The organism is Paenibacillus peoriae KCTC 3763, assembly GCF_000236805.1.
In the GTDB taxonomy this organism is placed as follows: domain Bacteria; phylum Bacillota; class Bacilli; order Paenibacillales; family Paenibacillaceae; genus Paenibacillus; species Paenibacillus peoriae.
The window spans coordinates 250188-263335 of the sequence record NZ_AGFX01000011.1 but is presented as its reverse complement, the minus strand read 5'-3'; the positions used below and the strand labels follow the sequence as shown (position 1 = coordinate 263335).

The window sequence follows — 13148 nt, the reverse complement described above, 5'->3', positions numbered from 1 at the left end:
CCATTCTTTATATACCTGATGTTAACACGCTTGGTGAATAAACAGGATATGAATTGTCTCTTTAGTGCATCGGATAAGAACGGTCATAGTTATTTATAAAGTAGAGCGTTTCTATACGAGATTTAATGGAGAATATAAAAAAAGGCTGTTTCTTCTTGGTGGAAGAAGCAGCCTTTATGGTGTGATCAGCTATAATTCGTAAGTAAAATCGTCTTTTACTGTACATGGATTATTATGCGCGCTGACTATACGAAGACAGTGAAGATATGCGCTATGGCGATGAGGTTGCCGTTTGCTTAATAATAAGGCAACAGACTAATCGCAGTTAGTGCAGCCAGTGGCAGAATCAGACGATTAAAGCGTCGGCGCCCGAAAGGGAAGCCGTATCCGAATCCATATCCAAAGGCAGGATAAGGTGGATAAAACGCATATCCCCCAAAAGCACGAGAGCCGCCACAGCCGCAGTTGCTAGGTGGATAAGGGAGATTCACGTTCGCATTCGCATTCACGTTTACGTTCGCGTTCTCCATCTCGCCCCCGGGAACGGCTAAATACAATTTCTCATCATCCACATGTTCGACGATTCCATCATACATGGTTCCGTCCTTCACCCATACGCACACATAACGATACATATGCTTTTGACACAGTGTTTTAGCATCCGTTTGTTCCGGTGCTGTAACGGTTGGCATGCTATTTTCCATGGTTATTTCCTCCTAGGCTCTTGCATGTATACCGTATGTTATTCAAAAACGGGCTATGTGCTACAGAAAATTGGGCGAATTTCGGGTTGCAAAAAAAGAAGCACCCCGGAGGCTCTTGGCAGAGCCCCTCTGAACGGACGTATACCGGGAAATCCCTTCCTCAGCATACGTCCGCCGGGGTGCTGTATGATTAACTTGTCGGCTTAGCTGTATTATAACAACACTTTGAAACTGTATCTGTGATCTGTATCACGCCGTTTTAAAATGTTTCCATAACCACTCTGGAGCCGCCTCCAGCCTGCTCAGCAGGCAGAACGACCAGCTTGCGCGGAAGACGAGCCCGCAGCTCAGGCACATGGCTGATTACACCAACAGACAGTTGATCATGGTGCAGCTTTTCCAGGGAGGTAATCACCGTGTCAAGCAACTCAGGATCCAACGTTCCAAAGCCTTCATCCAGAAAGAAAAATTGAAGCGGGTATTGGCCCCGCAATTGAATCTGAGCCGATAGCGCTAGCGCAAGCGACAGGGAAGTCAGGAATGTCTCGCCGCCAGACAAGGTCGATACCGGACGCTTGACTCCACCGTTGGCATCGTCACTAATGACAAAACCACCGCTGGAATCTACCTCTAACGCGTAACGCTGCTTGGTCAGAAAACGCAACCGTCGTGAAGCCGACTGACTGACCTGCATGAGCTGCTCCTCAGCAATATATTCAACAAAGGCATTGCCCCGAAAAACAGACTGGAGCTTGGACATCTTTTCTGCCTCGCTACGCAATTGTATACGATTGGACTCCAGCTCCACCCAGCGAATATGTCGGCGCTGCAAATCCTCCAGATCACGCTCAGCCTTGGCACGATTCTGCAGCGCTTCTTCGTCACGTACACGGCAATCGCGAAGCTGTGCAGCAGTCCTTTCCCACTCTTCCTCCGTAACGGTTGCTCCATTCAGTTGCTCTTCCACGTGTTTTAAGCGAGAAGACAGCTCTTGTTCTCGTTGTCGATGCAGGCTTACTTCACGTTCATAACGTGCGGCTTCATCAGGCCCCAGACAGCATTCCAGGACCTCTGCTTCTGTCGCAAAAGTTGAATCTTTCAGACGACTGCTCCAACGGGCCTCAGACATCTGCCGTCTTTCTTCAGCCGAGTCGGATGCCTGCCGGGCAATCAACGAAGCATGAACGGCCTGCTGCTTGCGTTCCTCCGCTTCAGTACGGCAACGTGCTGCGGCTTCGGCTGCGTTTTTGAGTCTCTGCAGGCGTGAAGCCGTTTCTTCCAACAAGGAAGCTGCCTGCCCTTCTCCAACCCATTTCCGGAGCTGTTCCCGCTTTTCGCGCAACGAATCGTCTTTGCTTTGGAGCCCTGTACGACGGGCAATAATGATTTTATCTTCCTCGATGATGCTCTGCTGTATCTGCTGAATACGTGCAGCCTTTTCTTCGAGGAAGGTCACGCTCGTCTCCAGCCGCGACCGCAGCTCCTCTGCACGCCCGTCGCGTTCCTGCATGGCGCGATAACGCTCCGCGGCTTCGTCCGGCACCACGTCCGGCAGCTGCGTCGCCCATTCGGCGCGCAATCCTCCGCTGCGCGTAGCGCATGCCTCGCGCTTGCTCCGCGCCTGCGTCAGCGCTGCGGCAGCCGCCTCCTGCTCCGCAGCGGCACGGATACGCCGCTGTTGTCCGGCGGCATCCGCCTCGCGCAAGGCGTGCGCCTCCACAGGCAGCGCACGGGCACGGGCGGCTAGCTCAGCCGCTGCCCGTTCCAGCGCCGCGCAGCGAGCCGCCCAAGCGGCGGCACCGCGCGGGTCTGCCGGCGCTGTAGAGGGCGCGGCAGACTCGCCCGTGGCTGCAGCGCCGCTGTCTGCGACGGCGGGCTGCGCCAGCAGGCTGCGCTGCTCGTGCAGCTGCTGGCGCAGCGTGAGGCGCAGCTCCTGCAAGCCGAGCCGCAGGCGATGCAGCTCGTCCGGCGCAGCCGCATCGGCGCCATGGACCACGGCGGCGGCAGGTGCAGGGTGGTGCAGCGAGCCGCACACCGCGCACGGCTCGCCCTCGCGCAGCTCGGAAGCTAGACGCTGTGCGAGACGGCCCAGCTCCTCGGCGCGGAGCTCGCGGCGCAGCTGCTCCTCCTCGGCTGCCAGTGCCGACACGTCGGCCGTAATATCTGCCTCCAGCGTTAGCAACGCCTCGATGCTCTCAGCCACCTGTGCAGCAAGGGCAGAACGCCGCGCCTCCGTCTCCTGTGTCTCCTGCTCCGTCAGCTTGAGGAGTTCGTCAGCTTGCGCAAACCGTTTCTCCTGAACGGCGTACTCCTGTTCAGCTTCGTGCAATTGCTCATTTGCTGTCTCCAGCTGTTGCAGCCGTTGCACAGCCTCTTGCAGCATTCGCCGCTCATCTGCCCGCACTTCATTTTGCTTTAGTTCCTGTTGCAGCTCCTGCTGCCGCTTCAAGCCTCGTGCCTGCAGCTCTTGCTCCTTGGCGAGTCCTTCGCCATATGAAGCAAGGGTTTGCTCACTTTGCACCAGCTCTGCCGCGAGACGCTCCCGTTCGGTCCGTAGCACCTCCGTATCACGCTCCAGTTGAAGCGCCTGTTCCAGCTGGTCGATCCGAAGCAGCAGCCTCGGCTCCTCCGTACCCAGCGCTTGTCGGGCCTGTTCGTCTGCTTGTGCAGACACAAGCGCAGCCTCCTGCGCTGAAACGGCCTGAACCGCCGCTTCTTCGGCGGCCTTTTGACGTTGATTCGCTTCGGCAGCGGCTTCCTTCCAATCCGTCAGCACTGGCAGCAATGCCTCGGCTGCCAACGCTTGACGCAGCTTGTGCTCCAGCAAAGCAATGGATGGCTCCAGTGCTGCCAGCTGCCCCAGCTCATCCGCCCGGCGACTGCGCTCCATGACCAATTCGCGGGTTTTGTTCAGCGCTTCCGCCTCGCGAGCAACACGCTCCAGCTCACGGCGCGAAGCCTCTGCATTGGCAATTGCTTCTTTGAGGCGCACCTCCGCATGTTCAAGCGCTTCAGCACTCGCGTCCCCCAGCCCTTGCTGCTCCGCTTCCAGCTCTTTCAGTGCAATGTCATTGTCCTTCACCCGACGGCTGAGCTTCTGTGCCAGTTGATCGCCATATTTCTCCAAATGGAACAAACGCTGCAGCATCTGCCTGCGTTCACTACCCTTTAAGGACAAAAATTCCGCAAACTTTCCCTGCGGCAACACGACGGCACGCGTAAAATCGTCCATTTTCAGGCCGATATACTCTTCCACACAGCGCGTCACATCCTGCACCTTGTCAGCAAGCACTTCCTCGCCGTCCTCCGTGAGCGCAATAAAACGACTGAGCGTATTATTAACAGATACGCCGCCAGCGCGTTTGAAACGTCGTTCCACACGGTAACGACGAGGTCCCTGCGCTGACATGAGTTCAAACGTAAAGGCAACGGACAGCGTGTCTTCAGCATGATTCATTATGCCTTGAGTACCATTCACCGCCCGCTCCACTTTACCGTACATAGCCAAGGTAATGGCATCGAGCAACGTTGATTTGCCACTCCCGGTAGGGCCAAAAATCCCAAACAGTCCGGTTTCGGTCAGCTCGTCAAAACGAATTTCCTGCGGCTCCCGATAGCTTTGCAACCCCGCCAATTTCAGAAGAATCGGTTTCATACATCCTCCTCCTCAGCGTGGTCTCTTGCATTATCCTGCTCCACCAGCTCCAAAAAAAGCTGCACCAATCCATCATCCGGCTGTGCTCCGCCTGTCTGTCGCTGATAGAAGGCCCGGAACAGCTCATGAACCGGCAATTCTGATCGTTGATGCTCCAGCTGTGCTGCAGCCATTTCCGGATATAATGGACGAATGTGAATGATGCCTTCACGGCTTTTGCGCAGCCGCTGAATATCCCCCATCGACATCGCTTCATCGAGCGTAATCTCCAGATCAATAAAAGCATCCATATCCAGCCCTTCGTCCAGCCAGCGGTATACTTCTTCCAGACCTCCCCGTGCGCGCCACCTCACCAATGGACGTCCACTGGTAATATACAGTTCCTCGACCTGTGCAGGCTTGCTGGCAACCACGTCAATCAACGTAACCGATTTGGCTTGTCCTGCCTCGGAAAAGCTGTATGCCAGCGGAGAGCCGCTATAACGCATCAGCCCGTCTCCCTTCACATACTGGGGACGATGCAGATGTCCGAGAGCTGTATATTGCGCCCCGATGCTCAGCGCTGACGGATCGACCGTATAGGCTCCCCCGACCTGAATCGGACGTTCCGAGTCCGACTCCAGCCCGCCAAGCACATATATGTGGCTCATCGACAAATTAACGGTGTCAGGCTGAAACGCTGTACCCAGCTGTGCCATCAGCAACCCCACACGGCGGCTATATGCCTCGCGTAATACCGTTTCATCTCCGTCCTCAGACAACAGCTCGTTCAGACGAGACTCGGAGGGATATGGCAGGGCTGCGATGCATGCCATTTCGCCCGTTCGCGGTGTATGAACGCGTACCGCTTGTCCGCTGGGTAGTCCCAGCAGTGTAATTCCGCGCCCGCTTACCAGCGGCGTGACCGAGGATACCCTTTCCGGCTGATCGTGATTGCCCGCAATAACGACCAGTGGCCTTCCTCCAGCCGTGAGACGGGCAGATGCTTCATAAAACAACTGCTCGGCGGCAGCGGAAGGGTTGACCGAGTCGTACACATCTCCAGCCATCATAATCAAATCTGCCTGCTGATCGTCAGCCATTTTCGCCAATTCTTCCAAAAACGCTTCCTGCTCCTTCAAACGGCTGCGTCCTTCCAATGTGCGACCCAAATGCCAATCACCTGTGTGCAAAATCCGCATACTATTCCTCCTCCCTCTATCACATCATTACAGCCGCACACTCTCTCCTGCCTCTAAAAAATACAGCCACTTCTCAGCAACCTTTTTACCTGTAATCGCTGCGATCACACGGGCATAAAGCTCCAATTGAAAATGATACTGCTCCGTCAAATGAGACAGTGAACGATATTCGGATACCCGGTCTGTTTTATAATCCACCAACACAAGCCCTTCCGGCGTTTCAAACAGGCAGTCAATAATCCCGTTCATCAGCACTTTATCGTCCTGACCACCTTCCGGGTTTGTTTCCTGCACTGGCAACATTGATGACAGGCTGTGGTTCCAGAAATCGACTGCCTGCATCGTATAAGTAAACGGAAGTTCACGTTGAACGTGGGTTGCCTCCAGTATTCTGCCACCCAGCTCACTGGCGAAAAAGCGCAATATTTTATCCGTATCCAGCGCCTTCGCATGAACCTCAAGCAATATGCGCTGGTTCTGCAGACGGGCCTTGGTTTCCTCAATAACCTCGGCGTTCATCCCCCCATCCAGCGGCAAATGCAGCATCAGCGTATGATACACCGTTCCGCGTTCCGTTGGAGTCAAACGTTGATTTCCCATAAACTTAGGTCTACGTAAATGCAATGCATTGCCCCTTGTGTGAGAATCTTCTTGACCCTCCGGTGACTCTGCTCGTTGAGAGGCAGATAGATTCAGCCAATCGTCCGCTCCAATCTCCTGCATTTCGAGCCATCTTTTCATCTCGGTAACCGATGTATTGGCTGCTGTCCTGCCTGCCCGTTCATACGGATAGGTCCAGGAGAGAGCCGCAGCAATATCCGTTTCACTTTCTGCAATCATGGCTAGGGGCATGGCTAGAGGTTCCGCATTTCTCAACGCATCCGTCTTCATGTGGCGCTCTTCACCCGGCACCTCTTCCTTATGATCCGAGCTCGCACGGGAGCCGGAAAGAGTTTCCGCAGCCACAATTTTAAAAAGCCAGTCTGCTCCCGGTATGTGCTCCAGCCTGTGAAAATACCCAGCTTGAACACCCGCTGCTTCCCTCAATGCGACAGCAGAAGGATGGCGAATCAAAGCAGGACCTACCCAGTCCAGATAACTGCGGCCTGCCGCCAGCATATAGTCCGGCAGGACGGTTTCCGTATGCTCTTTGGCACGTGCCCAGCCTGCTGCGCGCGAAGCGATATCCTTCACCGTTCCAGTCATAATAAGCTTCTCACGAGGACGTGTAAGCGCCACGTACAGCACCCGCATTTCCTCAGCCAATAGCTCCAGCTGGGAGCGTCGACGAATCGCCAAATTAGGCAGCGTCGGATAGCTGACCCGGTTTTGTTCTTCCACATATTTGGGGCCAAATCCCAGCTCCTTGTGCATGAGAAACGGAGCGTTCAGATCCTGCTGATTGAACATTTTAGCCGTACCGGCAATAAACACAACCGGAAATTCGAGTCCTTTACTTTTATGGATGGTCATAATACGAACCGCCTGATCAGGCTCTGTACCGCCACTGCTGGAACCCAAATCACCGCCTCGCTCCCGCAAACGGGAAATGAAGGTCAGAAATCGGAACAATCCACGGTTAGACGTTGAAGTCTCATATTGTCTGGCCCGGTCATACAGCGCCCGCAAGTTGCTTTGACGCTGTGAGCCGCCAGGCAGTCCGCCTACCCAATCCAGATACCCCGTCTCCTCCAGCAAATTCCAAATCAATGCACTTAAGCTGCCTTGTCTGGCTTCCATGCGCCATGCTTCCAATTTACGCAAAAATGAACGTAGTCTCGCAGACAACGTATTTCCGTCATTCCTGTTCCTAAAATCAAAGGAAGATAGCGAGTTCTCGGTAAAAAGGTCCGGCTCCATAATGTCAGCGGAGATGCCTTTTTCGCTCTCCACCAGCGGGTCCGCCTCTGCTGCCGCCAGCAAAGCGCCATAAAACAGTCCGTCCGGCTTCTGCAATCGAATTTGAGCCAGCTCGTCCTCGGTCAAGCCTACAATCGGCGAACGAAGCACAGATGCAAGCGGGATATCCTGCTGCGGATTATCAATAATGTGCAGCAGCGACAGCATCACCTCAACCTCCGTTGCTTTGAAAAAGCCTGTCGTCTGCTCTCCAGAAGCCGGAATGCCCTCAAGCCGCAGTTCCTCCACAATTAAGGGAGCCCATACGCTGGCCGAACGAAGCAAAATGACGATATCGCCGTAAACTGTGGGGCGCATCGCTTTTAATCCTCGGTCATAGATCAACAGTGGTTGTCCAGTATCTCCAGTCAGTTCCTTAATCCGTTGCGCAATTGCACGCGCTTCTAATTGCGCCGTTTCCAGCTCCGCAAGCTCGGCCAGTTCGTTTTCCTGTACGCCAGACTCTTCACTTAATTCAGCTCCTTCCAGAGCATCCGAAAGTCCGTTTCCGTCTTTATCTACTAATAGCAGTTCAGGTGCGTAGGCAGATACAGCAGCTTGCTCCGTCTGCTCGGGATAGGATGCACCGTGTACCAGCCACGCCCGTTCGTCATATTCAATTTCAGCCACATCGACGCTCATAATCTGGCGGAACACCAAATTAACCGCATCGACAACTTCCTCCCGACTGCGGAAATTACGCGCCAAGTCTATCAAAAGGCCATCTTCCTGCTCCTGCATGCCATACCGTTGATACTTATTCAAAAACAGCCCCGGCTCGGCCAGCCGAAACCGGTAAATACTCTGCTTCACGTCTCCTACCATAAAACGGTTGCCCGGTTCCTCGCGCGATACCAACCTTACAATATCTTCCTGCACGGTGTTCGTATCCTGATATTCATCCAGCAGTACTTCATCAAATTGCGCCTTGTATTCAAGCGCAGCGTCCGAAGGCAGCAGTCTGTCCGGAGTGGAGTCGGGATGACGCAATATTTTGAGACAATAATGCTCCAAATCCCCGAAATCCACCATCCCCTTGGACTGCTTGTGCTGTTGAAATCGTTCCCCGAATGCAATGACGGTCTCTACCAGTTCGTCCATCAGAGGAGCCGCTGCGTGCAATTCCGCCAGATAGGCTTCCGCTCTCCTGCCGAACAGGGAAGCTTTCATATCTGTAATCATTTTTTTCGCTGCCTCACGCAGCAGCTTGACCCGCTCCTGCAAGGCAGGCTCGGTCTGATCTTTTTTGACCGGCTTGAGCTTGCCGAAGGACGCCAGCTGAAAGTGATCATACAGGGTTGCCCATGGCTGTGTCTCCAGTTCCTGCAGCAATCCCTTCACCATCGCCGCATCCTCTTGCAGCGTTGCTGCATAAGGTGCAGGACCGCCGGGCTGCATAGCTGCTTCATGCGCTTGTTCCAGCAAGCTTGCAGCCCCGCGTAGGGAAAGCGCGGCATCCGCCAAAATGCTGCGAACCCAAGGAGTCTCTCCCAAAGCAGCCACATCCTGTACACGAAATGCGGCTGCCGTCTCCCTCAACCAATGCTCCGGCCAAGGATGGCTTTGAGAAAAATCGTACAGCCGCTGAACAAGCACATACATTGCATCATCGGTGCGTTCCCCGCTAAACCAGTCCACCAGCCTACGGAACGTGCTGCCTTCATCATGAGCCTCATATTTTTCCTCAAACAGCTCTTCCAGCAGCTCCTGTCGCAGCAATTCCGTTTCATGCTCATTCATAATCCGAAAACCGGGATCAAGAGGAATGGCCTGATAATGCCTGCGAATAACCTCCATACAAAAAGAGTGAAGCGTCGTTATCGAGGCCCGGTTCAGCAACGATAGTTGACGGCGTACATGCTCACTTTCCGGCTCCTGCTCCAGTACGCGCTCCAACGCTTCCCGTATCCGCTGACGCATTTCGGCAGCTGCAGCCTTTGTGAAGGTCGCCACCAACAGCCGGTCCACGCTGAAGCCGAGCTGGGGATCGACGATTTTACGAATAATACGCTCTACGAGCACCGCTGTTTTACCAGACCCCGCCGCCGCTGCCACCAGCATGTTGTTGCCGGATTCCGCAATGGCACGCCACTGGTCATCACTCCACATGCTGCCTTCCGGTTTTGGTATGCCTTTCGTGTTAAAAGCTCCTATCATTGGTCCATTCCTCCTTTCCCTTCCTGTGTGTGACCGAGCAGATTCCATATTTGATCCTTGCCGGGTTTGCCCCATTGATTGTAGCCACTGCCTTCCAGACTGTCGTCAAATTGGCAAACCGGCTTGAAAGAACAGAACGTACATGCCGTCTCCTGCTGAATACGATAAGGCTCAATGGCCACATCGCCCTCTGTCATCCGTGTTCCAATCGTTCGAATATTGTTACGCACCGAAGCCAGCAGACTACCCCACTGTTCCGGCGAAGCGACAGACGCACTGCTGTAAAAGCTGCCATCTGCCTTCACCGCAACAGGTAAAATGGAAGAATATCCTTTATCCAGTGCTGTATCCATTTGCCCAACCACGTCTCGATCTGCAAGCAATAGTCCTTTCATTTTGAAGCGTTTCAAAAGCTCCTGACGAGCCTGTTCCGCGCTAAGACCGTTAGGCGACTGCAACATCGGATTGTGAACGTGAAAATATAGTGTCCCCGCCGGATACGCCGTTTCGCCCAACCATTCCTCTGCCGCATTCAGCAGCACGTCCAGATAGGTGAGCATTTGCAGGGACAAGCCATAGTACACCTCATGCAGCTTCAGATCCTTTTGGCTGGATTTGTAATCGATAACCCGCAATAGCAGACCTTTTTCTCCCTCTGCCACATCTACGCGGTCAATCCGTCCGACGATTTCCATGACAACACCGTTATCCAGTCGAAAGGTCAAGGGCGGAAGCGGTTGGCCCGGTCCAAAGTCCAGCTCCAGTCCAATCGGTTCAAAGCTGCCTCTACGCGCATGCTCACCCAAAATCAATGAAGCACGGCTCACAATATCCTTCAGCTTGCGTAAAATATAGCCATAGCGCTTGGAGCTCATTAAAATCTCGCCTTGCAGGCGAGGAGCCAAACGCTCCACTGTCGTTTCCGCCTCCTGGCGACACTCCTCCGCACTGAGATTCCCCCAGCTTATATTTCTTGCCCGCAGATTGATCGCCATTTCTCCGAGCGCTGCATGGAATAATTGTCCGATATCCGGTGCCTTCAGGCGATACATTTGACGCTCCTTCAAACGAAGACCGTGAGAGGCAAAATGCGAAAACGGACATGCGACAAAACGTTCCATCCGGGATACACTGGTACGCAGCTTGCTGCCGTACAGACGGTGACTCGTTTCCTTCTGCAATTCGGCGTGGTTTTCGTAAAAAAGAGAGGTCAGCAGCTGACGCAGCTTGTCCTTCGCGCGCCCTTGCTGGCTGGCATACCAGTTGTATACCTCCCACCAGGGAGACAGAATATCACCGCCATGCCGCCAATGCCGTAATTGCGCAATGAGCTGCGGCAAAGCCTCAGACGGATGGGAAGCATACTCCCATTGGGTCGCCCAGACATCTCCAGGCAACGGGTATCCAGCCAATGGACGTTCTTCCAGATGGGGAAACAGTTGCCGGACATGCCGAACCAACTCTGATGGCAGCAGCGACTTCCCTTCTTCATCGGTCACAGCATAACTCATCCACAGGCTTTTGCCAGGGGATGTAAGAGCCGAATAAGCGAGAAAGCGTTCATCCAACAGACGTCTTGTCATATCCGGTGCCAGATCTACGCCTCGTTCGTTCAAAGCGGTACGCTCCTGCTCATTCAGCACGCCGTCCTCATGAAACACAACTGGCATCACACCTTCATTCATACCGAGCACAAAGGCATGCTGTATGCCAGCTACACGTGTACGATCCGTGTTGCCGACCAGTACCTGATCCAGAGCTGGGGGTACAAGCCCCATACGGAATTCAGCCAATCCTGTTTCCAGCACACCCGCAAACAAAGAGGTATCCAGCCTTTCATCACCCATCATTTCGACAATCTGATCCAACAGCTCAAGCACTGCACCCCATACCTGACGATGCTCCTTGGCCTGCTCGGGATTTCCAGCTTTCTCAGCCTCACGAATAAAGGCGTCCAGCTTGTGACCGATTTCTGTATCCTCCAGCAGCAGATAAACCGCTTCACACTTCTCAACTGCTGTGCGAGCCTTGCCCAGGCGTTTTTCAAACGCGCGTAAAGGCGTCACAATGACATCGCGGCACAGCTCCATCAAATCCAGCGTTTCATCCCGTTGCCGGTTCCGCTCCTGCTCCTCCAGCTCCAGCGACAGACTGGGCACTGCCTGCCACGGTCGTCCGTCTGTCCAACGGCTGCCTTGTATTCCGCAGGCCAGCGCATAGTTTTCCAGACGGTCCATGTCCTCACGGCTAACCCGACCATCCAGCGGCAGTAAAAGATCCGTTTTGACTGCACGGAATACATCCTCATACCGCCAACGCCGCTGGACGATATCCAGCGAAGCGCGGATCATTTCCACTAAGGGATGATGCAGCACACTTCTTCGCTGATCCAGAAATACCGGAACCTTATATTGCTTGAATATCGGCTCCACCCACGGCTCATAATCCTCAATATGACGTACAAACAAAGCCATTTCCCGATAGCGCGCGCCTTCATCCCGGGCCAGACGGCGCATTTCGCGTACGGCCCCCTCCAGCTCTGCACGACGATTGGCCGCAGCGTACAGCTTTATGCCCTCCGGCTGCTTGTCTGCCCATTGATCCCGTAGCTGCTGCGGTATCCGATACCCTGTACGATGTTCAAAATATGCCTCCAAATACGCCAACGCCGGGCGCTCCCTAAACCTCGGCATTGGATCTGGGCGCAATAATAATGTCTGCGTCTCCATCATCAGCTCGTCGGCCATTCCTTTAAGCTTTACATAGGTAGCTGCCGACGGATGAAACAAGTCCAGCTCATGCGGAAGCTGTCCGCTCTCGTAGCTGCGGTTGCAGGTCAGCGCCACCGTCAACGAAGAAGCGTGCAGCATAAGCTGTTGTACTACCTTGTATTCATGCGGTGTAAACCTGCGGTAGCCATCCATCCAAATATCTGCCCCGCGCACCAGGGAAGACTCGGCAATCTGCTCTGCCAGCATGCGCAGCGTATCCTCACCGTCAATATATTTAAGCGACAACTCTCGTTCAAAATCCTCATAGATCAGGCTGATATCCTTGAGCTTGCCGCGCAAAATCGGGGTCGATTCCCCTGCGGCATGCATGCGCTCCAGCTGCTCTGGAACAGACCAGGTATCATTCCCATACTGCTTTAACTCCGTAAACAACGTATTCAATCGATCCACAAAGCCAAGCTGATCCCCCGAGTCCTTGAACAAATTCAGTTCATCCTTGCGGCGACGAATAATTTTATATAAAAGCATCTTCTTGCCCTCTTCCGTCACCGGCACCAGCGCTGAACCTCCGGTTTCCTGCATGACTAAATAAGCAAGACGATGAAATCCCATCACCTGGGCGCGCACCGACCCCTGAATACCGTTTCCGGCTTCTGTAAGCAACGCATGCTCGGAAGCAAATGACGATTGCTCCGGTACAAGCAGCAGCATAGGCTTACCTAGCGGCTGCTCGCGTAGCATAGACGTCATTTCATGACGGATTAACGCACTCTTACCGCTACCCGAGCGTCCAATCAACAAACGGACCGACATGATGCAG

At 54.1% G+C, this 13148-nt stretch carries 5 protein-coding genes; all 5 read right to left on the bottom strand.

The window, feature by feature from the left end; translation table 11 throughout:
- Positions 1–296 precede the first annotated feature (296 nt).
- Positions 297–704: a hypothetical protein gene (locus KQI_RS0103585; RefSeq protein ID WP_010345351.1), complete on the bottom strand. Its 408-nt coding sequence runs from the start codon at positions 702–704 to the stop codon at positions 297–299.
- 259 nt (positions 705–963) lie between these two features.
- On the bottom strand, positions 964–4359 hold the full coding sequence (locus KQI_RS0103580) for an AAA family ATPase (RefSeq protein WP_010345350.1): 3396 nt from the start codon (positions 4357–4359) through the stop codon (positions 964–966).
- On the bottom strand, positions 4356–5540 hold the full coding sequence (locus tag KQI_RS0103575; protein ID WP_010345349.1) for an exonuclease SbcCD subunit D: 1185 nt from the start codon (positions 5538–5540) through the stop codon (positions 4356–4358). Before KQI_RS0103575 ends, KQI_RS0103580 begins: the two co-directional genes overlap by 4 nt.
- Positions 5541–5567: 27 nt before the next feature.
- Positions 5568–9596, bottom strand: a complete 4029-nt coding sequence (gene addA / locus KQI_RS0103570; protein ID WP_010345348.1) for a helicase-exonuclease AddAB subunit AddA — start codon at positions 9594–9596, stop codon at positions 5568–5570.
- The gene (gene addB, locus KQI_RS0103565; RefSeq protein WP_010345347.1) at positions 9593–13141 is read right to left on the bottom strand and encodes a helicase-exonuclease AddAB subunit AddB; all 3549 of its coding nucleotides are present in this window, start codon (positions 13139–13141) and stop codon (positions 9593–9595) included. Before addB ends, addA begins: the two co-directional genes overlap by 4 nt.
- Between the last annotated feature and the right edge of the window lie 7 nt (positions 13142–13148).

What these genes read in the sequence shown, in the direction of transcription:
- KQI_RS0103580 (WP_010345350.1), bottom strand. Translation starts at nt 4,359, where the DNA reads ATGAAACCGATTCTTCTGAAATTGGCGGGGTTGCAAAGCTATCGGGAG.
- KQI_RS0103585 (WP_010345351.1), bottom strand. Translation starts at nt 704, where the DNA reads ATGGAAAATAGCATGCCAACCGTTACAGCACCGGAACAAACGGATGCT.
- KQI_RS0103575 (WP_010345349.1), bottom strand. Translation starts at nt 5,540, where the DNA reads ATGCGGATTTTGCACACAGGTGATTGGCATTTGGGTCGCACATTGGAA.
- addB (WP_010345347.1), bottom strand. Translation starts at nt 13,141, where the DNA reads ATGTCGGTCCGTTTGTTGATTGGACGCTCGGGTAGCGGTAAGAGTGCG.
- addA (WP_010345348.1), bottom strand. Translation starts at nt 9,596, where the DNA reads ATGATAGGAGCTTTTAACACGAAAGGCATACCAAAACCGGAAGGCAGC.